The sequence below is a fragment of the Mesorhizobium sp. WSM4819 genome (genome assembly GCF_055811215.1).
Map to the genome: position 1 here is coordinate 293,856 of NZ_JBVVQO010000003.1, position 20,661 is coordinate 314,516.

Annotated in this window: 19 protein-coding genes and 2 pseudogenes; 9 read left to right on the top strand and 12 right to left on the bottom strand. The window is 61.8% G+C overall.

What is annotated here, in order from left to right; all coding sequences use genetic code 11:
- Positions 1 to 14: 14 nt before the first annotated feature.
- Positions 15 to 653, bottom strand: a complete 639-nt coding sequence (locus AC0L18_RS05230) for a response regulator transcription factor (protein ID WP_473490901.1) — start codon at positions 651 to 653, stop codon at positions 15 to 17.
- Between the two features lie 542 nt (positions 654 to 1,195).
- Here AC0L18_RS05230 and AC0L18_RS05235 point away from each other — a divergent pair.
- The 3 genes and pseudogenes from AC0L18_RS05235 (at position 1,196) to AC0L18_RS05245 (ending at position 3,746) form a co-directional block, all read left to right on the top strand.
- Positions 1,196 to 1,497: pseudogene (locus AC0L18_RS05235) on the top strand (cupin domain-containing protein).
- A 443-nt stretch (positions 1,498 to 1,940) separates the two neighbouring features.
- Positions 1,941 to 3,119, top strand: coding sequence for a patatin-like phospholipase family protein (locus AC0L18_RS05240; RefSeq protein WP_473490902.1), 1,179 nt, complete (start codon positions 1,941 to 1,943; stop codon positions 3,117 to 3,119).
- A 264-nt stretch (positions 3,120 to 3,383) separates the two neighbouring features.
- Positions 3,384 to 3,746 carry an SPW repeat protein gene (locus AC0L18_RS05245; RefSeq protein ID WP_473490903.1) on the top strand — a complete coding sequence of 121 codons (363 nt, stop codon included), beginning with the start codon at positions 3,384 to 3,386 and terminating at the stop codon, positions 3,744 to 3,746.
- A gap of 344 nt (positions 3,747 to 4,090) precedes the next feature.
- Here the strand turns inward: AC0L18_RS05245 and AC0L18_RS05250 are convergent, their stop codons facing one another.
- On the bottom strand, positions 4,091 to 4,717 hold the full coding sequence (locus tag AC0L18_RS05250; RefSeq protein WP_473490904.1) for a TetR/AcrR family transcriptional regulator C-terminal domain-containing protein: 627 nt from the start codon (positions 4,715 to 4,717) through the stop codon (positions 4,091 to 4,093).
- An 82-nt stretch (positions 4,718 to 4,799) separates the two neighbouring features.
- On the opposite strand from AC0L18_RS05250, the gene AC0L18_RS05255 reads away from it, so the two are divergent.
- A complete protein-coding gene (locus AC0L18_RS05255) occupies positions 4,800 to 5,831 on the top strand; it encodes an HlyD family secretion protein (protein WP_473490905.1) in 1,032 nt (343 codons plus the stop codon).
- Entirely contained in the window at positions 5,828 to 7,555 is a 1,728-nt protein-coding gene (locus AC0L18_RS05260; RefSeq protein WP_473490906.1) for a DHA2 family efflux MFS transporter permease subunit, read from the top strand. Before AC0L18_RS05255 ends, AC0L18_RS05260 begins: the two co-directional genes overlap by 4 nt.
- Before the next feature lie 390 nt (positions 7,556 to 7,945).
- On the opposite strand, the gene AC0L18_RS05265 is transcribed toward AC0L18_RS05260, so the two are convergent.
- The gene (locus AC0L18_RS05265; protein ID WP_473490907.1) at positions 7,946 to 8,467 is read right to left on the bottom strand and encodes a carboxymuconolactone decarboxylase family protein; all 522 of its coding nucleotides are present in this window, start codon (positions 8,465 to 8,467) and stop codon (positions 7,946 to 7,948) included.
- A 283-nt stretch (positions 8,468 to 8,750) separates the two neighbouring features.
- Between AC0L18_RS05265 and AC0L18_RS05270 the strand changes: the two genes are divergently transcribed.
- The 4 genes from AC0L18_RS05270 to AC0L18_RS05285 are packed head-to-tail and all read left to right on the top strand — an operon-like array spanning position 8,751 to position 14,092.
- The gene (locus AC0L18_RS05270) at positions 8,751 to 12,365 is read left to right on the top strand and encodes a PAS domain-containing protein (protein ID WP_473490908.1); all 3,615 of its coding nucleotides are present in this window, start codon (positions 8,751 to 8,753) and stop codon (positions 12,363 to 12,365) included.
- Entirely contained in the window at positions 12,362 to 13,009 is a 648-nt protein-coding gene (locus tag AC0L18_RS05275) for a response regulator transcription factor (RefSeq protein ID WP_128177267.1), read from the top strand. The genes AC0L18_RS05270 and AC0L18_RS05275 overlap by 4 nt, the downstream gene beginning before the upstream one ends.
- The gene (locus AC0L18_RS05280) at positions 13,006 to 13,395 is read left to right on the top strand and encodes a response regulator (RefSeq protein WP_128177265.1); all 390 of its coding nucleotides are present in this window, start codon (positions 13,006 to 13,008) and stop codon (positions 13,393 to 13,395) included. The genes AC0L18_RS05275 and AC0L18_RS05280 overlap by 4 nt, the downstream gene beginning before the upstream one ends.
- Positions 13,385 to 14,092, top strand: a complete 708-nt coding sequence (locus tag AC0L18_RS05285; protein ID WP_128177292.1) for a response regulator transcription factor — start codon at positions 13,385 to 13,387, stop codon at positions 14,090 to 14,092. Before AC0L18_RS05280 ends, AC0L18_RS05285 begins: the two co-directional genes overlap by 11 nt.
- A 112-nt stretch (positions 14,093 to 14,204) precedes the next feature.
- On the opposite strand, the gene AC0L18_RS05290 is transcribed toward AC0L18_RS05285, so the two are convergent.
- The 9 genes and pseudogenes from AC0L18_RS05290 to AC0L18_RS05330 form a co-directional block, all read right to left on the bottom strand.
- Positions 14,205 to 14,852, bottom strand: a complete 648-nt coding sequence (locus AC0L18_RS05290; protein ID WP_473490934.1) for an HD domain-containing protein — start codon at positions 14,850 to 14,852, stop codon at positions 14,205 to 14,207.
- 50 nt (positions 14,853 to 14,902) lie between these two features.
- Positions 14,903 to 15,622, bottom strand: coding sequence for an SDR family NAD(P)-dependent oxidoreductase (locus tag AC0L18_RS05295; RefSeq protein ID WP_473490909.1), 720 nt, complete (start codon positions 15,620 to 15,622; stop codon positions 14,903 to 14,905).
- Positions 15,609 to 16,253 carry a glutathione S-transferase C-terminal domain-containing protein gene (locus AC0L18_RS05300; RefSeq protein WP_473490910.1) on the bottom strand — a complete coding sequence of 215 codons (645 nt, stop codon included), beginning with the start codon at positions 16,251 to 16,253 and terminating at the stop codon, positions 15,609 to 15,611. The genes AC0L18_RS05295 and AC0L18_RS05300 overlap by 14 nt, the downstream gene beginning before the upstream one ends.
- 64 nt (positions 16,254 to 16,317) lie before the next feature.
- On the bottom strand, positions 16,318 to 16,755 hold the full coding sequence (locus AC0L18_RS05305; protein WP_473490911.1) for a CBS domain-containing protein: 438 nt from the start codon (positions 16,753 to 16,755) through the stop codon (positions 16,318 to 16,320).
- Positions 16,756 to 16,827: 72 nt separating this feature from the next.
- The gene (locus AC0L18_RS05310; RefSeq protein ID WP_473490912.1) at positions 16,828 to 17,250 is read right to left on the bottom strand and encodes a cupin domain-containing protein; all 423 of its coding nucleotides are present in this window, start codon (positions 17,248 to 17,250) and stop codon (positions 16,828 to 16,830) included.
- Between the two features lie 97 nt (positions 17,251 to 17,347).
- Positions 17,348 to 18,178: an alpha/beta fold hydrolase gene (locus AC0L18_RS05315; protein WP_473490913.1), complete on the bottom strand. Its 831-nt coding sequence runs from the start codon at positions 18,176 to 18,178 to the stop codon at positions 17,348 to 17,350.
- 199 nt (positions 18,179 to 18,377) lie between these two features.
- Positions 18,378 to 19,148, bottom strand: coding sequence for an SDR family oxidoreductase (locus AC0L18_RS05320; RefSeq protein WP_473490914.1), 771 nt, complete (start codon positions 19,146 to 19,148; stop codon positions 18,378 to 18,380).
- A gap of 336 nt (positions 19,149 to 19,484) precedes the next feature.
- Positions 19,485 to 19,580, bottom strand: a pseudogene (locus AC0L18_RS05325) (NmrA family transcriptional regulator); the annotation flags it as partial.
- A 61-nt stretch (positions 19,581 to 19,641) separates the two neighbouring features.
- A complete protein-coding gene (locus AC0L18_RS05330; protein WP_473490915.1) occupies positions 19,642 to 20,427 on the bottom strand; it encodes an alpha/beta fold hydrolase in 786 nt (261 codons plus the stop codon).
- Between the last annotated feature and the right edge of the window lie 234 nt (positions 20,428 to 20,661).

Here is a 20,661-nt window from a genome sequence, read left to right on the forward strand (position 1 = left end):
TCTCCCGCAGCCGCTCACCGGCTGTCGACCGGAAGCGACTGCCATATGTTGAAGAGATGCGAGATGGACCTCGCGTTCATCTTCTTCATCATGTTACTCCGATGGAGCTTTACGGTGATCTCGCTGATGCCGAGATCCGATGCAATCTGCTTGTTCATCGCACCGGAGACCACAAGCCTCAGCACTTCCCGCTCGCGGGGCGTAAGGGTCTCATAAACGGCCAAGTTCTTGCGCGACACGGTCGATGCTGCTCTTCGCGCGACGTCCTTGGCGATAGCGGTGGACACGGCATCGAGGAACGTCTGGTCACGCACCGGCTTGGTCAGGAAATCCACTGCCCCCGCCTTCATCGCCTCGACACTCATGGCGATGTCACCATGACCCGTCAAGAATACGATCGGCGTTAGTATGCCTTTGGCTGCAAGGAGATGCTGAAGATCGAGGCCGCTCAGACCCGGCATTCGCACATCGAGAACGAGGCAGCCTGGGCGGTCCGGCAGTTTTGCGTCCAGTAATTCCTGGCCCGAAGAAAACGACATCGTGTCTATGCCGACAGAATTCAGCAACTCCTCCAACGCGTCGCGAACCGTTGCGTCATCGTCGACCAAAATTGTTATCGGACTGTCTGCGATCCCTGAAGTTGCCACGCCCACGACTCCTGCCTCGGGGAGATATGCTGGACACGAAAGGCCGCGTTCACGCAGTCAGTATCAGCCGCGCATTTGTCACACGTCAACCAGGACCTGCGCCTCACGCGAGGCCGCCGGAACTCGTCGATGGCCAGCCATGCCCGCCAATCCGTTGTCTGTACGTCAGGTCTTGCGTACCTGTATCGCGGCGGGCAACGCAACACTGCAAAGGGTGATCGGACCTACCGATTTGAACGGCTGACCTAGACTTCGGTATAGGTGCGTTGGACCGGGGGTTCCAGTCTCCCTGCCCTCCGCCGCTTTCAAAGTGGCGCATCGCCATCACATCGCGCCAGAAGCCGCTGTACAGTGCCTATCCTGACTGGTTTCATGAGCTCCAAGCGCAAGTATTCTGTACCTTTGCATCGCATCACAAAGACCCTTGTAGAATAGGTTGGCGCCGCGGCCCGCCGCATTCTCCTCTGTACTGGCTAAAGCCTCCATGGAGGAAAACAATGCGCAATTCGAGCGGAATGCCGTCCCACCGCGCTTCTCTTGCCGCCTCCATGTTCCCGGTGATTCTGTTCTCATGTCCGGTCAGTGCGCATGACGCATTGCCGACAGCCGCCAAGCCGCTGGGCTGGAGCTACCCGCACTCGTGCTGCTCCGGCATCGACTGCCGCCAGGTCAGCGACAAGGCCATCAGCGAGCGACCCGAGGCTATGTCATCAAGGGGACCGGCGAGGTCGTCGCCTATAGTGACGGCCGGGTGAAGCATTCGCCAGACGGCGTTTATCACTGGTGCTCGGTGGCCGGGGCCGCCGACAGCAGGACCATCTGCCTCTTCGTTCCGCCGAAGGGATACTAGGCCGCCGCCATCGCGGCATTGTCACGGAACCAGCGATGAAAGCAGCATCGACACTCCATGTCCTCACACTCGCCGCCTGCTTCGTGGTTCAGTCCGGCGGACTGGAGCTGTCGGGGCTACCGGGGGTCACGCGCGCACTTCAGACGATGGAAACACGCACCGAGCCATCGTCATCACAGCGCATAGAACTAGCGTCTCCCGAGGCCACTGCAGCAGGCGACCTATACCGTGGTATGGCCCGCCATCATCCTTGAATTAATCGACTACGACCGCACCTTCCACATAGCCTGCTCCATCCGGCTCATCACGACGTCGCCGCGTCGAGCGATGAGCACGCCATGCGCATGATGCGTTGGGCATGTCGCGCTGACAGTGTGCCGCGGCCATTAGGCATAGCGGACTTGCTCCAACGTTTACGACACCAGGTACGTTGGAGATCCGGTTTGCGTCCTTTGAAAGTATCGGTGCTCGTTGGGCTGGCAGCACTGGTCGCGACATTGGTTTGGTTCCCGGGTTGCGACACTCGGATCGCCGCCACGGACATACCCCTTGACGCGGCGGAAGCAGAGAAGGCTTCGATCGCCGGCTATGGCGAGATCAGGATATATCGCGACGCTCGGATCGCTGCGGGAGATGTGCGCGACTGGACGCCGGCAACCGAGCCGGATGGCCTCGATGTCCTCATGATCTCCGGCGGCGGTGCGGGAGGCGCCTTCAGTGTCGGCGTGCTTTCGGCGTGGAGCGCGGCCGGGACCCGCCCGCAATTCGATATAGTCACCGGCGTAAGCACTGGCGCCCTGATCGCGCCATTCGCGTTCCTCGGATCGGCTTATGACCACACCCTGGTGCATCTCTTTACGAGCGGCGTCGCTGACGACCTTCTTGCAACCAAATTTCCCGTGGGCTTGATCGGATCAAGCTTGCTGAGATCCACGCCAATGAGGCGGATGGTCGAAAACTCCATCACACAAGCGGTCCTGCAGCAGGTTGCAGCCCAACATCGGGAAGGCCGTCGCCTCCTGGTCCTCACGACCAATCTCGATACCCAACGTGCCGTGGTCTGGAACATGGGCGCCATCGCCAACAGCGGCCGACCGGACGCGTTGAAGCTGTTCCAGGACGTGCTGATAGCGTCGGCAAGTATCCCGGGCGTTTATCCGGCGGTCATGATCGAGGCCGAGTCGGGAGGGCGTCACTTCCAGGAAATGCATTCCGATGGTGGGTCCACGTCGCAGGTCTTGATACTTCCACAGGCAATTTTGGCAAGCACGAACCCTCTCGTGCCGGCGAAACGCCAGAGTGTTGATTTCCATGTGATCGTAAACAACGCGGTCATACCGGAGTTCGCTACCACGCGGAATAAAACGCTGTCCGTGATCGCAAGAGCATACTCCATCCTCCTCAAGTCCCAGACACAGAGCGAACTGGCCATCCTCTACAATTACGCCAAACTGACCGGGGCACGTTTCCATCTGGCGACCATTGACGCCCAAGTCCCCTATTCGATGCTCGATCCTTTCAACACCAGCTATATGCAGGCCGTTTATGACCTCGGATACTCTGGCTTGGCGACTGGGAACCTGTGGAAAGACCGCCCTGTTTTCGCCGACGGACGGCTGTGATCGGCATCCTGAACGTCAGTGCTGCTCGGCAGGAGCGTGCTTGACAGTAAGCAAGGCGGAATCCCTACGCCCAAGAACGCTGTGACCCCAAGCGCTCCGATATCCTCCGCCAACACCGCGTTCGGCCGCACTAGACCTTAGCATCGCCCGACAGATGCCTGCGTAGAATAGGCCGCTGCGCAGGACCGCGTCATTCTCCTCGCATCCGGCAGCCCTCGACATCGATGGCGTGAGTGCGGAGCCGGACTGGAGAAGGAGATGAAAATGTTAAGTGAAGTACCGAGCAAGGGATTGGAATGGACCAACCTCGTTCTGGGCGCAGGTCTGGCCTGCGCTGCCTTCGCGTTCACCGAGCTGCCTGACGCGGCTTGGAATGCGGGGATCGTCGGCGTGCTGATTGCCTGCTGCTCGGCAGTGGCGCTCTACCGTTACGGAGCCTGGGCCGAGTGGTCCAATCTCGTCTTGGGGTGCTGGGCAATAGCGGCTCCGTTCCTGCTCGGCTTCGGATCGGCGCAGGCGGCGATGTGGACGCACGTCCTGGTTGGGCTTTGCGTCACGACGATCGCGATCTTCCAGCTTTCAAGCGGCCGCAAGGCGCAGATACCTTCCAAGTTCAACGCCAGATGATGTCATTGAAGGCGAGGCACCAGTGGACGGGGCGCGCGAGCTGTTTTTGCGACCGTCCCCTGGGATGCTTCGGCGGGCTGCGAGTGAAAACCCGCCCCCGCAAGCCCGAGCCGGCAAGGGAACAGATCATGGACCCCGTGACTCCAGAACCAACACTCGAAGAGATGCTGGACGATCCTATCGTCCAGCATCTGATGAGGCGCGACAACGTCTGCGCCGATGATGTGAGGCGGATCGTTCACGAGGCCCGCGAGGCACGTCGGCGTCGAGGCTTGTTGGTCAAACGCAGCACACCGCCCGACCTCTCGGCAAACAGCCCGGTGCTGACGATGACGATTGCCCTTTTACTTCTGACCGCGCCGAACGCCGTTCAGAAAGACTTCCACGGCGGAAGCGACCGCCTCCTGCGCTTCTTTGTCCGACGGCGGTGGCCGGAGGCCGAGAACCACCTGCAGATGAATGTTGTCGCGGATCATGCCTACAAAGTGCCCGGCCAGGCGCAAGCAATCATCCGCCTGGATTTCTCCTCGTTCCCTGGCAGCTTCGAGCACTTCGGCCAGCCGGACCGTAGTCCGACCGGGCCCTTGTTCGTAGAACGATTTCACGAGATCGGGGAAGCGATTGGCCTCGGTGACGGCAATTCGGTAAATTCCGATCAAGGTGGGCGACATGTAGGCGTCCACGGAATGACGGCCGAACGCCGTCAGCGTCGCCTGCAGATCGTGGCCCTCTATTTCCTCGATCACCAGGGGCGCCAGCACTTTGTTTGCACTTTCCCGGACGATTGCGGAGAACAGACCCTCCTTGTTGCCGAACTCATTGTAGATGTTGCGTTTCGATCCGCCGGCACGTTCGATGATCGCGTCGATGCTTGTCGCGGCGTAGCCTTGTTCGAAAAAGACCTCGGTGGCCGCCTGAAGAAGCGCCTCCCGGCTGCCCTTGCGCCGCGTGGTCTTTACAGCCGCAGCCATTCATCCACTCCCAATGCATCCCTTGACTGGTAACAATCATTACCATAAACGTCAATGGTAACACCTATTACCGGAGGCCGTCATGCCGCAACATAGCAGGAAAAAGACGATCGGCTTGCTACTGTGCCTCTCGGCCGTGCTCGCCCTGGGTGCGGGATGGGCTTGGGCCCGTTCGAGCGAGACGTCGACCGACAACGCCTACGTCCGCGGGGACGTGACCGGTCTTTCGCCGAAGATTGCGGGGTATGTCACCGCGGTAGAGGTTCGGGACAACCAGGCCGTCCAAGCCGGTGACGTCCTGTTCCGGATCGACGACCGCGACTACCGCGCGCGGCTGGCGCAAGCCGTGGCCAATGTCGAGGCCGCCCAGGCGCGCCTCGGCAATGTCGATGCCGAAGTCCAGCTTCAGCACGCCCTCATCAGGCAGGCCGAAGCCCAGATGCGTTCGGCCGAGGCCGAGCTGAATCTCGCGACAAAGGCGTCCGACCGCCGCCGCGAACTTATTCGCGCCAACGCCGTAAGCCAGGCCCAGGTCGATGAAAGCGACGCTGCGCGGTCGAGAGCCGAAGCGGCGGTGGCGGCGGCATCGGCAGCGCTGGAGGCACAGCGGCAGCGCATCGCTGTTCTCGACGCCCAGCGAGAAGCCGCTGTAGCCGCAGTAGCGCAAGCACGGGCCGCAGAGGAGCTCGCTCAAATCGACCTCGACAACACCGTGATACGTGCGCCGATCGGCGGCGTCGTCGGCAACCGCCAGGTTCGCATCGGCCGGCTTGTGGCGCCGGGTGCCTCCCTGCTCGATATCGTTCCGGTCAACGATCTGTGGGTCGTGGCGAACTTCAAGGAAACCCAGATCGAACATATAGGGGCCGGTCAGCGTGTGCGAGTTACCGTCGACGGCTACCCGGACGAGATGTTTGAAGGCGTGGTGGACAGCTTTTCGCCCGGCAGCGGATCAGCGTTCAGCCTGCTTCCCGCCGACAATGCGACAGGGAACTTCGTTCGCATCGTCCAGCGTGTTCCGGTGAAGATCCGGCTTGTCGGCAACCCACTGCCTGGCCGCCTCGTCCCGGGCCTGTCCGCCCGCGTCGAGATCGATGTCGGGAGCGGCTCGTGACCGCGGCGCTTGTCGCCACGCCATGCCGCGATCGACCCGCGACAGGAACGCTTCTCGTCGCGGGCATAGTGCTCGCCACCCTGACGGAGGCGATCGCCAGCACGGTCCTGTCGCTCGGGCGCGGCGACATCATCGGCGACACCTATGCAACACCCGATGAGTTCGCCTGGCTGGATGTCGGATATACCGCTCCGAAGCTGATCGGGTTCATGGCCGCGGCCTGGCTGATGAACCGTATGAACCCACGCAGCCTGATCGTCGGCTCGGTCCTGGTCATGGGCACGGCCTGCGCCATTGCCGCCATCACGGCTCGATTGGACCTGCTCGTCCTGCTCCGCGTGATGCAAGGCTTCTCCGGAGGCATCCTGCTCGTCGCGGGGCAGGCGATCATTTTTCTTGCCTATCGGCGACGCCACCAACCGTTTCTCCAGGCCCTGTTCGCAATCGGTTCGGTCGTTGCCCCCGCGACGATCGCCCCTGCCCTTCAGGGCTGGTTGCTCGACAGCCAGTCATGGATCTGGATTTTCTTCAGTGTCGTTCCAGTGTCGCTGGCGGCGGCCGGTTTCCTGCTGCTCGCGGACTGCCCAGCGCCCGTCAAAGTGGCACGCCGACCGTTCGACTGGATCGGCTTCTCGCTCGTCTTCACCACACTCTTCTGCTTCACCTATGTGTTTAGCCAGGGCAGCCGATGGGACTGGTTCGAGGAATCCCGCATCCTGTGGCTGACAGTGATCGGCACGGCCGCGCTGCTGGCGTTTATCGGCCAACAGGCTATGGCCAAAGGCCAGGGCCTGCTTGATTTCACTTTGTTCCGGTCGGAGGATTTCACCTTCGCTTTCATCGTCAGTTTTGTCGCCGGCGCCGCCTTGTTCGGAAGCGCGTTCCTTATTCCGTCATTCGCCGTGTCAGTCCTCGCGTTCACGCCCACCGAGGCGGGTCTGCTTTTGTTGCCGAGCGGCGCGCTTTTTATCGGTGCCCTCCTCCTCGCTGCATTCGTGATGCAGGCCCGCCACATTCCTCCGATCACCACGGTGCCCTTTGGAATCCTAATGATCATGGTCGCGATGTGGATGCTGTCCGGTTCGACCATCGAGAGCGGCGCGGATGACATGATGCTGGCAATCCTGTTGCGTGGCCTCGGCCTCGGCCTCCTGTTCCTGTCGATCACCCTCATCGCCTTCACCAAGCTCAACGACCAAAACATCGCATCCGGCATAGGCCTCTTCAACACGGGTCGCCAGCTTGGCGGACTCATGGGTGTCGCCTGGCTGCAGACATTGATCGAGAATAATGTCGCCGCCAATGTCGCGGTGCTCGGCGCCAACGTCACCGCGGGCATTCCCGCGGTCAGCGAGCGTCTGGCAACGACGACAGCCATGCTCGCGGCAAAAGGAATGGATCCCGTGGCAGCTGGCCGGGCTGCAACGAGCCTGCTGGGCAGAGCGGTCGCCGGTCAGTCCACAGTGATCGCCTTCGACACTGCGTTCAACGCAGTCGCGCTGCTGTTCGTGGTTGCCGCGCCCGTGCTGGTCACGATCAAGATCGGCCTCGCCCGATACATGAGAAAGCGCGCGGAACAGTCGTCCCTGGCGCTGAGGGCGGTTCCGATGCCGATCGCGCCGACGCCCGACATGACCCCGAGCTTGCCGCCGTCAACCTTGGCCTCGAACGCCCTTGTCGAAGGGAGTCTCAGGCAAATGGAAGACGCGAAGTTGCCAGCGTGACAAACGCCCCTGGAAAGATTCTCGCCAGCCATGTCGTGGATGCCCGCAGTACGGTGTGACCGATTGGCAGCCATGACATGGGTAAGGGCCCGAGGCCGATGAACTGGCATTGGAATTCGAAACTGGCCGGCGCGATGGAATGAAACTCGAGACGACCGGGCTAGCTCGCAGGGCGAGTGTCCGGACAAGTCCTGGGTGAATTCTCGGATTGTCGTGAAATAAGCATGGGAATGGCGCACTGGCCGGCAGTGGCGCCAAACGCGGCGGAAGCCCGGCCGCAGCGATCCGGCGATACGCATGGTTGTCGATAGCGCGTCCCCGGCGGATCATTGCGCACAGCCAAGGATCAGCGGCGACACGGCGACAGCCGCGCCGCCGGTCTGTAGCGGGCTAATTGAGCCCCGCCTTGTCCAGGCCATACATTGCATCGGCGGAACCCGGCACGGTCTTGAAGCCGACGTTGAGGCGGTTCCACGAGTTGATCAGCATGACAGCGAAGCTAAGATCGGAGATCTCCTTTTCCGACAGCTGCGTGCGGACGCGCTCATAGATCTCATCGGAAACGCCCTGGTCCGGCAGCTTGGTCAGGACTTCCGTCCATGCGAGTGCGGCGCGCTCGCGTGGGGCGAACAGGGTCGAATCCCTCCACGCGGCCAAGTGGTAGAGGCGCAGTTCTCGCTCGCCGTGCATCTTTGCCTGCTTGACGTGCATATCGAGGCAGAAGGAGCAGCCGTTGAGCTGCGAAGCACGAATATTGACAAGATTGAGGATGGACTCCTCGATCGAGCCTGCACGGAGAGCCGTGGCAACCCCGGTGAACTTCTTCACGAGTTCCGGAGATTGCTCGGCCCAGTCAACACGGGGCCCATGCTTGGTCCCGGCCTGCGCCGTCGGTTTGGTGGTGATATTCATGAATGTCTCCTTGAAGGCGATTTATCGCCTGCAAATCATGCCGGGACGCGCCGGGCCGAGCCATCATGCGAGAGGCCATGTCGCCACTCGGCTGGTCTAGGCGGTATCATCCTGAGGGCTAGGCCAGGTATGCTTCGGCCACGCCTCATGGATTTCCATGAGGTGCAGCCAGAGAATGGCCGGATTAGAGTGGGCCATGAGTTCGCCAGCCCAGATATCGCGGAGACGTGCTACACCCATCGCTGACAATCCCCAGCCTTTCTTTGCCCGGCAGGAGAAGCCGATGATGTCCGTCTGGTCGCAGCGCCCCCAATTCCTGCACCTGGCGCTTTTTTTCGCGGCATATGTACTAGGCTGCGGGTTCGCCCAAGCACTCGCAATCGTCCCCGGAATAACCGTTTCCATTTGGCCTCCGGGCGGCGTTTTCATCGCAACGCTCATTCTCACCTCTCCTTACAGCTGGCCGTGGTGGATATTGGCGGGCTGCTTGGCGGAGATGTTCGCGCAGCTCGTGTGGTTCCACAGTCCGCTGCCTGCCGGCTTCCTGATCTATGTCGGCAACGCCCTTGGCGCGGCTGTCGGCGCAACGCTGGTGAACCGGACATGCGGGCGCCCGGTCCGGCTGGAAGCCTTGCAGGAAGTTCTCGCATTCGTCGTTCTGGGCGCAGGAGTTGCGCCCCTGGTAAGCGCGACAGTCGGAAGCGCGACGCTTGCATGGTTTGGCATAGCATCACAAACTTTCACGGCGGTATGGCCGCTGTTTTGGATTGGAGACGCTACCGGAATCCTGCTCGTAGCGCCACCAGCGCTGGTCGTGATCCAGTATTGGCGCAGCAAGACCCAACTCTCTTCCGCGCAGCGGGTGGAAGCCGGCGTCCTGGGTCTGATCTTCCTGGGAGTCGCCGCGCTCTCCTTGAGCGACGTCTATCTGCCCACCCCCTACATCATCATGCCGCCCCTTCTTTGGGCCGCGGCGCGCTTCGAGTTCAGAGGCGCCGCCGTCGCCTTGACGCTCCTCGCCCTGATCACGATGGCGCTCACGATATCTGGAGACAGCCAGTTTGTCGGCGCTCCCGAGTTCCAGAGGGAAAGGCAGGTCATGCTGCAGCTTTTCCTGGCAATCTCGGCATTTTCGGCGCTCATCGTAGCGGCCATATCTCGGCAGCGTCAGCTGGCGCTGGTCACATCGCGCGACCGGGAGCGGGAGCTTTCGCAGCTTGTCGATATGGTTCCAAGCCACGTCTGGCGTCTCGCGCCCGACGGCGAGCCGATTTTCTTCAACAAGCGCATGGTCGATTTTCTCGGCCTGGACGTGGCGGATACGATCAAGCCGGGCATGAGCCGCATGACGGCGATGATAGAGGCCGGCGTCCATCCGGACGACAGAGCAGCGTTCTCGGACACGCTCCGCCGTTGTCTCGCCACCGGCGAGGTCCTTGCGATGCGATATCGCTTGCGCGGTCAAGACGGGGTCTACCGCTGGATGTCGAGCCGCGCCGAGCCGATGAAGGACCAGGACGGGCGCATTGTCCAGTGGTACGGGCTCTGTCACGACATAGACGATCAGATGCATGCCGAAGAGGCGCTGCGGCGGAGCGAGCGGCAGCTTCAGGAGACGATCGATGCCGTACCAGTCCGGATCTGGAGCGCAAAGCCTACGGGCGGGCCGGTCTACTTCAACAAGCGCTACCAGGACCATTTCCGCTCCGTCATTGCGGATTTCGAAGCTCTCGGGGAGCCGCGCATCGAGCAACTGCTGCAGGAACTGATCCATCCCGAAGATGCTCCCAAGGTACAGAACACCCTACGGAATTGCTTCGAAACCGGTGGCATGTCCACGATGCGATTTCGTTGGCGCGAACAGCACGGCGCGTACCGCTGGGCGGAGTGCAGGGTAGAGCCTCGGCGTAACGAAGACGGTGAGGTCGCGGAATGGTACGGCGTTTCGCTCGACGTCGACGATGAGGTGCGTGCGCAGGAAGCCTTGCGCGACAGGGAGCGCGAGCTCTCGCAGCTCGTAAATATGGTTCCCGTCCATATCAGGCGTCTGACGCCGAAAGGCGAGCCGACCTTCTTCAACAAGCGCTTGCTCGACTTCTTCGGCTTGAACGACCTGGCCCAATTGGACAAGCCGGACATGAGCCGACTGGCGGCAGCCATAACGACCCTCGTCCATCCGGAAGATGCCGCACGTCTGCTGGAGACCGTCCGCCACTCCTTCGCCACCGGGGAGCCCTACTCCATGAAGTATCGGATGCGTCATGCGGATGGCGCGTATCGTTGGGTGGACGGCCGCGGGGAACCGGTGCGGGACCAAAGCGGCGCGATCATGCAATGGTATGCCATTTCCATTGACATCGACGATGAGATGCGCGCGCAGGAAGCGCTGCGCGACCGGGAACGTCAGCTTCAACAGCTCATCGACACCGTGCCCGTGCAGATCTGGTGCGTCACGCCTGGCGGGGACCCTGCATACATCAACAAAACGATGATGGACTATATCGGCCTGAAGCTGGATGATTTTGATGCCGACGGAGGCCTGCCCAGTGCGATCCGGACCATCGTCCATCCAGAAGACAGGGCCTCTTTGCTGCAGGCCTTGACCCATTCCTTCAGCACGGGCGAACCGTTCGAGCTGAAGTTTCGCAACCGCCGGTGGGATGGTTCATACCGCTGGACGGAGGGGCGTGCTGAACCACTCCGTGACGAGAGCGGCCGCATCATCCGGTGGTTCGGCGCCAACGTCGATATCCATGATTTCGTGACTTCTCAGGAAGCGCTGCAAGAGCGGGAGCGCTTCCTCTGGCAACTCGTGGAAACGCTGCCGGCAATGATCGATTGCGCGGCGCCGGATGGCGAGCCGGTCTATCGTAGCCAACAGCTCCGCGAGTTCCTGGGGTATGAGCTTGAGCGATTGGACGGCACCGGAAAGTCCCGGCTGGCCGGCACGCTTGACGCCGGTGTGCATCCCGACGACTTGGCGGGGGTCAAGGGAGGATATGCTCATTCGTTGTCCACCGGCGAGCCCTATGCGCGCAGGCACCGCCTGCGGCGGTTCGACGGCGAGTATCGCTGGGTTGAGACACGTGCCGCGCCGATGCGTGATACCGAAGGGACTATCGTGCAGTGGAATGTCATCTGCCTCGACGTTGAAAATGAGGTTCGGGCGGAGGAAGAGCTGCGGCTGGCGCAAGAGAGCCTTGCACGAGCGAGTCAGGCCGCGAGCCTTGCCGAGCTCTCTGCTTCCATCGCGCACGAAGTGAACCAGCCGCTGGCGGCCGTGGTGGCGAACTCGCATGCCTGCCAGCGATGGCTTATGGCTGAGCCACCAAATCTCGAGCGTGCGCAGAAGACGGTGGAGCGCATTATTCGTGACGCAAATGCGGCCGCCGACGTCGTGAGTCGCATCCGTGCTCTGTTCAAACAGTCCGGCGAGGCAAGGAGTTCTACGGCGCTCAGTGGCGTTATCGTCGAGGCGCGCAACCTCATGGCCGAGGAAGCGGCGCGGCGGCGCGTCCGCATGGATATCGATGTCGAAAGCGACCTGCCGCTCGTCGCGCTGGACCGCGTACACATCCAGCAGGTTCTGGTGAACCTCATTCGCAACGGCATGGATGCCATGGACGCCGTTACGGGCGACCGGGTTCTTGAGGTCCGTGTGCGCCGCATAGGCGATGTGGTTCAGACGCAGATCAGCGATCGTGGCGCGGGGATCGAGTTTCCCGACAACATCTTCGAACCGTTCTTCACGACGAAGGGGAACGGAATGGGCATGGGGCTCGCGATCTGCCGTTCGATCGTCGAATCGCACGGCGGACGCCTGTGGGCGGAGAAGAACGAACCACAGGGGGCGACGTTCGTCTTCACCTTGCCGATTGAAGTGAAAGCGGCGCCATGACCACAGATGACCATATCGTCTTCATCGTGGACGACGATGCGCGCCTGCGGGAGGCGCTAAGCGAGCTGCTGGATTCGTACGGTATCCGCGCCGCTGCGTTCGGATCGGCCAGCGAATACATCGGTGCAAACAAGCCGGACATCCCGGCATGCCTCATCCTCGACGTCGAGCTGCCCGACATCAACGGCCTGGATCTGCAGAGGCAGATATCAAAGGGAGATCATCCGCCGATCGTTTTCATAACAGGGCACGGCGACATCCCGTCCTCCGTCCAGGCGATCAAGCATGGCGCCGTGGACTTTCTCACCAAGCCTTTCAGTGATGCGGATCTCATGGCTGCAATCCAGGCGGCGCTCGCCGAGGATCGGGAAAGGAGGTCCGCGCGTGCTGAACTGGTGGCGCTGAAGCAACGCTATCTCGACCTGACGCCGCGCGAACGCGAGGTGCTGCCGCTCGTGGTGAGCGGCCTTCTCAACAAACAGGCAGCCGCTGAACTCGGAATCAGCGAGGTCACGCTGCAGATCCATAGAAGGAACGTGATGCAGAAAATGGCGGCGTCATCGCTCGCCGATCTCGTACGTATCGCGCAGCGACTGGAGATACCGATCACCCACTCGCGCCGAGCGGGAGGGCACCGGGCGTGACCAAGGGAAGACCTGTCGTGGCCGTTGTCGATGACGATCCAAGGCTACTCGAGTCGCTGGAGGATCTGCTGGAGTCCGCCGGCTATGCGGCCCGCAGCTTCTCGTCGGGGCGATCATTGCTCATCAGCGGGCTATCCGGCCTTGACGTGCTCATAACCGACATCGGGATGCCCGGCATGGACGGCTTCGAACTTTGTGGTCTGGTGAAGAAGGTGCGCCCGGACCTGCCGGTGTTCCTGATCACCGGGCGCCACGAGATTGCCGATGCGGACAGAGCCCAGGGCGTCAGCGGGTGCTTCCGAAAGCCCTTCGATGCGCAGGACATGCTGGCAACCATCGGCAATGCATTACGCAAATCGAAAAATGGAGGTGAACATGAGAGTTGAGCAGCTGCCGCACTTACGGAGATCGGCGCCGTCGTCATCGCAGCGCAGGAGCGACGCGGAGCAGCCACTCGTAATCATTGTGGATGACGATGCGTCTGTTCAGGAGGCGCTGTCCGAATTGATACTCTCCGCCGGGTTCCAGCATGTCTGTTTCAGCTCGACGCGCGAATTGCTCGATGCCGACGTACTGGATAGCGCCGGTTGTCTGATCCTCGATGTGCGTATGCCGGGAGCGAGCGGTCTCGATCTGCAGCGGCATCTGGCCCAAAGCGGCAATCCCAAGCCAGTCATTTTCCTGACCGGGCATGGCGACATTCCGATGACCGTCCAGGCGATGAAGGCCGGGGCTGTGGATTTTCTCACCAAGCCGGTGCGGGACCAAACGCTGCTTGACGCTGTTATTGCGGGCATTGCGATGGATGCCGCGCGGCGGGCGGAAGCTGCGGTCGTCAAGCGCAATGTCGAACGCTTTGAGACGCTAACGCCACGCGAGCGGGAGGTTCTTTGTCAGGTTGCGCGGGGACGCCTCAACAAGCAGATCGCCTTCGACCTCGGCATTAGTGAGGTGACGGTAAAGCTGCACCGCGGCAACGTCATGCGCAAGATGGAGGCCGCTTCCATCGGTGAGTTGATCCGGGAATGGGAAACTCTGCCCGCGCCGATGCGCGAGGTCGGCGGGGCCAGGACAGCGGCATGAAACAGTTCCGGCAGCGGCTCACCGGAAGGGCACGAGTCGCCGGCCACGGGCGAAGGTAGACAGCCGAATTCGCCGGGTGCGACGAATCCGGACAATCCGGCTCCAGCCGTATTCAACCTTCAAATGGCGAGTTCGACACGAGATCGACGGAAGAAGGAGCTCGGTATCCAGATACATAGCGTTCACCGAAATCCCGGACGAAATTGTCGTAGGTCGTTTCCGGCCTGGTCTCGGCGATGTGACAGAAGCACCGGGTCATGCGACGCTTCATCTTGAGCCGCGGGAATTCCTCGACGATCTTTGCGATCTCCGCTGCAGGGACAAGCTCGTATTGCAGGCCGATCACATCCAGGCAGATGCCGGCAGTACAGAGCGCCACCTCCGCCTCCTTGTAGAGGCCTATCGACGGTGTCGAGTTTAGGGCGACGCTGTCCCAGATCAGCTGGGCTCGGCGCTCGTCGACACCGCCTTGCTGTGCGAAGATCCGGGCTAGATCGGCGCCTTCGACTTCGAAGCGGCGCGGGCCGTTAAAGCGCTCGTTGAGCGTGATGTCATGCAGCAGCGTCGCCAGGGCGACGACTTCCGCGTCGTGATCGATGTTCCGAAGCTGTCCAATCCGCGCCGCGAATAGCCAAGAACGGACGACATGATTGAACAGATAGGATTCGCATTCGCGCCGAGCATAGTCGAGGGCCCGCTGCACAAGCGGCGTATCGGGAACCAAAACCCCTCCAAGGATTCGACCGCTGGCTCGGTTCATGTCTATAGTCTCCTCAGCGATTTTCGAACGGCTGTTCGTCGGCACGTCCGTCATGTGAGGCCAAGGCCCCCATCCACGGCGATTACCTGCCCGGTCACCCACTCGGACGCCGAATCGGCGAGATGCACGATCCACCTGGCTACGTCGTCCGGACTGCCACGTCGTTTGAGCGGTATCTGCTCTCGCTCCGCTTCCTCGATAACCGCTGCATGTTCCGGAGAGAGCCCCATCATACCCGTCGGTGCTCCCGATTCGGTTGGACCGGCAGCGATGGCGTTGACCCGCACTCCCTGTGGCGCGAGTTCGAGCGCCCAGCAGCGCGTCAGGTGTTCGAGCGCTGCCTTGCTGGCGGCGTAGTGGGACAGACCCGTCGCGGGCTTGTGACCGAACGTGCTCGATATGTTTATGATCGCTCCCTTCGCCGCCGTCAGATGCGGAAGGCCTGCCGACGCCAGCAGGCTTGGGCCAACGACATTCACCGCGAAGATGTCCGCGATCCGCTCAGCGGTAGCATCGCCCAGAGGCAAGAGAGCGCCAGCGCCGGCATTGTTTACGAGGATGTCCAGACGTCCCCATGTGTCGATTGCCTTCGCAATGGTGCGAGGGGCATCCTCGGGCTTCGCAGCGTCGGCGACGAGACTCATTATATTCGGGTGCTCAGCGGCCGCTTCCTCCACCATTGCTGGGCGGCATCCCGTGATGAGGATCTTCGCACCTTGCCTGGCAAAGCTTCCTCCGGTGACGATGACAACCTTGTTATCCAGTGACATGATCGCGCTCTTCACGGGTGTGAGCATTCGCTTCACTGTCTATCAATGAGATCAGGCCCTCTTGCCGCATGGCCGCTTGCACTGCCGGACGGCTCGCCATGCGGCGACGCAATGCAACGAATGGCGCGGGAATGCCGACATCATAGCGCTCGGCCCACAAGAGCATAACGAACAGATAGAAATCCGCGACGCTGGGCGTTGCGCCAAACAGGTAGTGGCCCGCAAGCCTCTCGGAGAGTATGTCCAGCAGCTTGGAGATCGTCGCTCTTGCCTGTGCCTTTTGGGTTTCGCTGCTTGCTTGCCACATCGGCTTGAAGCTGCGGTGCACCTCGGTCGAGATGAAAACCAGCGCTTCTAGCACGCGCGTGCGGCCAAGGTTTCCTGGAATACCGAGCGTTGGATACTCCGTGGCGAGCCAATCGAGGACGGCGATGTTCTCGGTGAGGATTTCTCCGCTGTCCAGCACCAGCGCCGGAACGTAGCCCTTTCGCGTTACATCGTTGAAATCGGCCCCCGATGCCGTTCGCTTGGTCTTCAGGTTAACGCTCTCCCGCTCGAATGGCGCGCCAGCTTCGAGTAGGGCGATGTGATCGGCCAAACTGCACGCAAGCGGGCTGTAGTATAGTTTCATGTTCAACGATCCTTTTTTTGGAGGAGATGCTTGGAGGCGCGAGGCATCGCTGCAGGTAAAGCGGCTAGCGGTAACCGACCCCGGCGACATAGTTGAAGAGCATCCGCTCCTGCATTTCTTCCTGCTCGAACAACACTTTCATTGCGTCGCGTATGTCCAGTATGCCGAGAGGCCTGGCGCCGACGTCGATGACCGGAATGTTCTGCAAGCTTCGCGCCGCCATGGTCTGCCATACGTCGTGGACATCGTCCTGCGGACTGCACGAGACAATGGATCTGTTCATCAGGTCGGACACTGGCGGTGTCTTGGCCCCCAGGCCGGTGAGATGGCGCACCAGATCGGATTTGCTGAGCACACCCTCCGCGACCCAGCCAGCATTGCACACCACAACCAGGCCGATGCCGGGCCTGGAAAGCGACAGCGCGGCCGCCTGCACCGTCGCATTGACGTCGATCACGGCGAGGCGCGACGACGTGAAGGCATGCAGTTTATCGATGAGCATTTGCGGCCGTCCTTGGTTGCATCAATGCTTCGGCGGCGGTTTCCCCGTTCAGCAGGGCGATGAATCCCGACCTTACTCTTCGAAAGGCAGCACAAGTTCGGTCTCGCCGGTGTCGACGACGAAGACGGCCAGCAGCCGTGCGGGCTCGGTCTCGCTGGCATTCTGGCTGACCCTGTGGCGATCGCCGGGGTACTCCGACCAGCTTTCGCCAGCGCGATAAGTGGTCACCGGCCCGTCATTGACCTGGCTCTTGATCGCGCCTTCGAGAACCGTGGCGTAGATGAAGGCCGACTTGGGGTGGAGATGTGCGGGCGAACTGCCGCCAGGCTCGTAGTGAACGAGCACGCCCCTCATGCTCTTGCCCGGAACGTTGGGAAGCGGATGGTCGTAGACCAGCTTCACGTTCTTGAAAGCGCCAGCCGCATTGTCGGCCAGCGCCGCGGTGGCGATGAACGCCGCGAAAGCAGCGGTGCTGTAAAGTATGGTCCTGATCATTTGTCTGGCTCCAGTTGCGGTTGAGATTGGGGGTGATCGCCGGCCGGAGGGGAGGACGGCCGGCGATCGGGCTCTCGCCTGAGGACACGGCGTGAGCCTAGGACCTGATGAAGGTGAGCAACTCGGCGTTCACCACATCGGCATGGGTGGTACACATCCCGTGCGGAAAGTCCTCATAGATCTTGAGCGTGCCGTTCTTCAGAAGCTTTGCGGATAACGGCGCGGAATCGGCAATGGGCACGATCTGATCGTCCGTGCCGTGCATGACGAGTGTCGGCACGTCGATGATCTTGAGGTCGTCGGTGAAATTGGTTTCCGAAAAGGCCTTGATGCCGTCGTAGTGCGCCTTGGCGCTGCCCATCATGCCCTGCCGCCACCAGTTCTGGATGATGCCCGGGATCGCTTTCGCGCCCGGCCGATTGAAGCTGTAGAAGGGGCCCGATGGGAAATCGATGTAGAACTGCGCGCGGTTGTCGGCGAGCGACTTGCGCAGCCCGTCGAACACTTCGATCGGAAGGCCGCCAGGATTGGCCGGCGTCTTCACCATGATTGGCGGCACCGCGCCGATGAGGACGAGCTTCGCGGTGCGCCCGTTGCCGTGGCGGGCGACGTAATGAGCGGCTTCGCCGCCGCCGGTCGAGTGGCCGACGTGGATTGCGTCCCTCAGGCCGAGATGCTCGACCACCGCCGCCGCGTCGGCAGCATAGTGATCCATATCGTGACCGTCGCTCACCTGCGCGGAACGGCCGTGCCCGCGCCGGTCATGGGCTATGGTGCGATATCCATGCCCGACGAAGAAAAGCATCTGCGTGTCCCAGTCGTCGGCGCTGAGCGGCCAGCCGTGGTGGAAGACGATCGGTTGAGCATCCTTCGGACCCCAGTCCTTGTAGTAGATCTCGGTGCCATCCTTGGTGGTGGTAGTGCTCATATCTTTCGATCCTTCTTGAGAGATGGATGAGTTCGATTCCTGGCCGGCTGGCCCTTGCCCGAGCGCATATTTGGGCAGGCCGGTTGCAATGCCGGCGGCCGCTGCGCCGAGGAGGAGGGCTCGGCGACTTGCCTGAGGCGCAATGGGCAGCTTGTGGTCCATCGTCGTTTCCCTTGCGGGTTGTCTTCAGATGCCGCCGTTACGCCGCAACACCGCTTCGCCGAGACGGGGCGTGGTCGAACCAGTATTCGAACGGCGTCGAACCGATGCGGGCGCCCGCGCCCGGGACAAGCGATCGGTCGTCTAGCTCGGTCCCGAAATAGAGCGCATGAGGATCACCGATCACCTTCCTGGGATCGTTGGCGAGCTGCAGAAAACGCGCGACCAGTTCGTTCATGCGGAAGGGCTCGGGGCCGCCGATCTCCATCACGCCGTTAATCGGCTGGGAGAGCGCCACGTCAGCCATCACATCTGCGACGTCGTCGGAGGCGATGGGCTGGAAATAGGCCGACGATACCGAAGCCGTGTCACCGACGGTTGCCGACTGCGCAATGCCGCCAAGGAACTCGAAGAACTGGGTCGAGTGAACGATCGTGTAGGGAATTCCCGACTCCCTGATCAGCTTCTCCTGAGCCATCTTGGCGCGCAGGTAACCGCTGCGGGGCAGGCGCTCCGCCCCGACGATCGAGAGCGCGATGTGGTGTTTCACCCCGGCAACCTTTTCCGCCGCGAGCAGGTTCTTTCCGGCTGTTTCGAAGAACTCGAGAACGGCCTCGTCCTCGAAACTCGGTGAATTGGCGAGGTCGATGACAACCGCCGCCCCGGCAAGAGCCTCATCCAATCCTTCACCGGTGAAGGTGTTGACGCCGCCACTTGGCGACGCCGCCAACACGTCGTGGCCCTTCACGCTCAGCCTTGCGACGGTCTTGGAGCCGATAAGTCCGGTGCCACCGATGATTACGATTTTCATGTCATTCTCCTGTTCTGACTTCGAAAAGATCTACTTGGAACAACGCCGGCGGCTCTAACCGTGCCGGCCCTGAATTCCTCGATGAGAGCGACGCGCGTCTGCGACTCGCTCGACCGCCAGCGCAAGGGCTTGGCTCAAGCGACACTGTCTTCGCAGCCGTCCCTCGCTTGGCCCCGACCCAGGAACTCCGAGGCGCTGCCGTAGTAGCCGAAGCCAAAGCTGTCGGCCGTGCCATAGGTGGCGCAGGACGGAGGCGGTGTTCTCGAGGAATTCCCGAAGAGGTCTGCCAGCGTGGCCGGGATCATGAGGTGCCACCGTTGTGAGGGCACGACGTTGCGGCGACGCCGCCACGACGTCATGCCCCTGTTGACGCAACCTCTCGACGGTCGCTAACCGGATGTACCGAGTGCCGCCAATGACCACGATTTTCATGTCGATGTCTCCTGGGGGCTTGCACTTGTTGAATGCAGCCGGCGCGAGGCGACCGGTTTCGTCACTGCGCCGATGCAGCTTCCTCTATGAGCAAGGCGATCGCTTCTGGACGCGAGACCATCAGCGCGTGCGACCCGCCCTCGACGACGATGGTCTTCACCGAATGCGCGCGCTCGGCCATGAACTTCATGACCGCCGGCGGGATATTCCGATCCGCCGAGCCGTAGATCGCGTAGGATGGAATTGTCTTCCAAGAAGGCGCGCCGGAGGGTTCTGCCAGGGCGGCGTCAGCCACCGGGCGTTGTGTCGCCGCCATCAGGCTGGCCTGCGCTGCCGTCACATCGGCCGCGAACTGCAGGTGAAACTTTTCCGGCTGGATGTAGAGGTCCTGTCCTCCATCCGGTCGCGCCACCGGCAGGAGCGCCTCGCCAAGCGTGCTGCCTGGGAACTTCCCCGAAAGCGTGAGACTGGACTCGCCTTTGTCGGGGGCGAATCCGGCCACATAGACCAGCGCTTTCACATTGTTCTTCCCGTTAGCTGCCTCGGTGATGACTGGCCCGCCGTAAGAATGGCCGACCAGGACGACCGGTCCGCCGATGGATCCGATGACGGCCGATACGGCGGCCGCATCGCTTGCAACGCCGCGAAGTGGGTTGGCCGCAGCGATGGTCCGGAAACCCTCCCGGTTGAGCTCGGCGATGACGCCGTTCCAGCTCGACGATTCAGCAAAGGCCCCGTGCACCAGCACGATCGTCGGTTTTGCCTGATGGTCCGCGGCCTGCGTCGTCGCGCTGTCTGACACGCAACATGCGTAAACAAGGGCCAGAGCTCTGATGATCTTGTGCACGTGTCTTCTCCTGTGCGGCGGGTCGTCCGATACCGAGAAGAATGCGCCCACTTGGCGCGCGAAAATATTCGACGGACGGCTCGGTCAGGCGATCCGAAAGTCTAGGTGATGCACCCGGGGGAGTGGCAGCTGTAGCCGGTGGTCGGCGCACGGGTAGGTTCCCGGCATCGATCGAATGCATCGCCGGGGCAAGGCCGCGCCGCCATGGCGATCAATCCGGCGAAAACTGCAGCG

Excerpts from the sequence above, each read along its gene's own strand:
- AC0L18_RS05270 (WP_473490908.1), top strand. The coding sequence starts at position 8,751 with ATGATGTCCGTCTGGTCGCAGCGCCCCCAATTCCTGCACCTGGCGCTT.
- AC0L18_RS05265 (WP_473490907.1), bottom strand. The coding sequence starts at position 8,467 with ATGAATATCACCACCAAACCGACGGCGCAGGCCGGGACCAAGCATGGG.
- AC0L18_RS05275 (WP_128177267.1), top strand. The coding sequence starts at position 12,362 with ATGACCACAGATGACCATATCGTCTTCATCGTGGACGACGATGCGCGC.
- AC0L18_RS05250 (WP_473490904.1), bottom strand. The coding sequence starts at position 4,717 with ATGGCTGCGGCTGTAAAGACCACGCGGCGCAAGGGCAGCCGGGAGGCG.
- AC0L18_RS05255 (WP_473490905.1), top strand. The coding sequence starts at position 4,800 with ATGCCGCAACATAGCAGGAAAAAGACGATCGGCTTGCTACTGTGCCTC.
- AC0L18_RS05320 (WP_473490914.1), bottom strand. The coding sequence starts at position 19,148 with ATGAAAATCGTAATCATCGGTGGCACCGGACTTATCGGCTCCAAGACC.
- AC0L18_RS05315 (WP_473490913.1), bottom strand. The coding sequence starts at position 18,178 with ATGAGCACTACCACCACCAAGGATGGCACCGAGATCTACTACAAGGAC.
- AC0L18_RS05300 (WP_473490910.1), bottom strand. The coding sequence starts at position 16,253 with ATGAAACTATACTACAGCCCGCTTGCGTGCAGTTTGGCCGATCACATC.
- AC0L18_RS05245 (WP_473490903.1), top strand. The coding sequence starts at position 3,384 with ATGTTAAGTGAAGTACCGAGCAAGGGATTGGAATGGACCAACCTCGTT.
- AC0L18_RS05285 (WP_128177292.1), top strand. The coding sequence starts at position 13,385 with ATGAGAGTTGAGCAGCTGCCGCACTTACGGAGATCGGCGCCGTCGTCA.
- AC0L18_RS05295 (WP_473490909.1), bottom strand. The coding sequence starts at position 15,622 with ATGTCACTGGATAACAAGGTTGTCATCGTCACCGGAGGAAGCTTTGCC.
- AC0L18_RS05310 (WP_473490912.1), bottom strand. The coding sequence starts at position 17,250 with ATGATCAGGACCATACTTTACAGCACCGCTGCTTTCGCGGCGTTCATC.
- AC0L18_RS05305 (WP_473490911.1), bottom strand. The coding sequence starts at position 16,755 with ATGCTCATCGATAAACTGCATGCCTTCACGTCGTCGCGCCTCGCCGTG.
- AC0L18_RS05290 (WP_473490934.1), bottom strand. The coding sequence starts at position 14,852 with ATGAACCGAGCCAGCGGTCGAATCCTTGGAGGGGTTTTGGTTCCCGAT.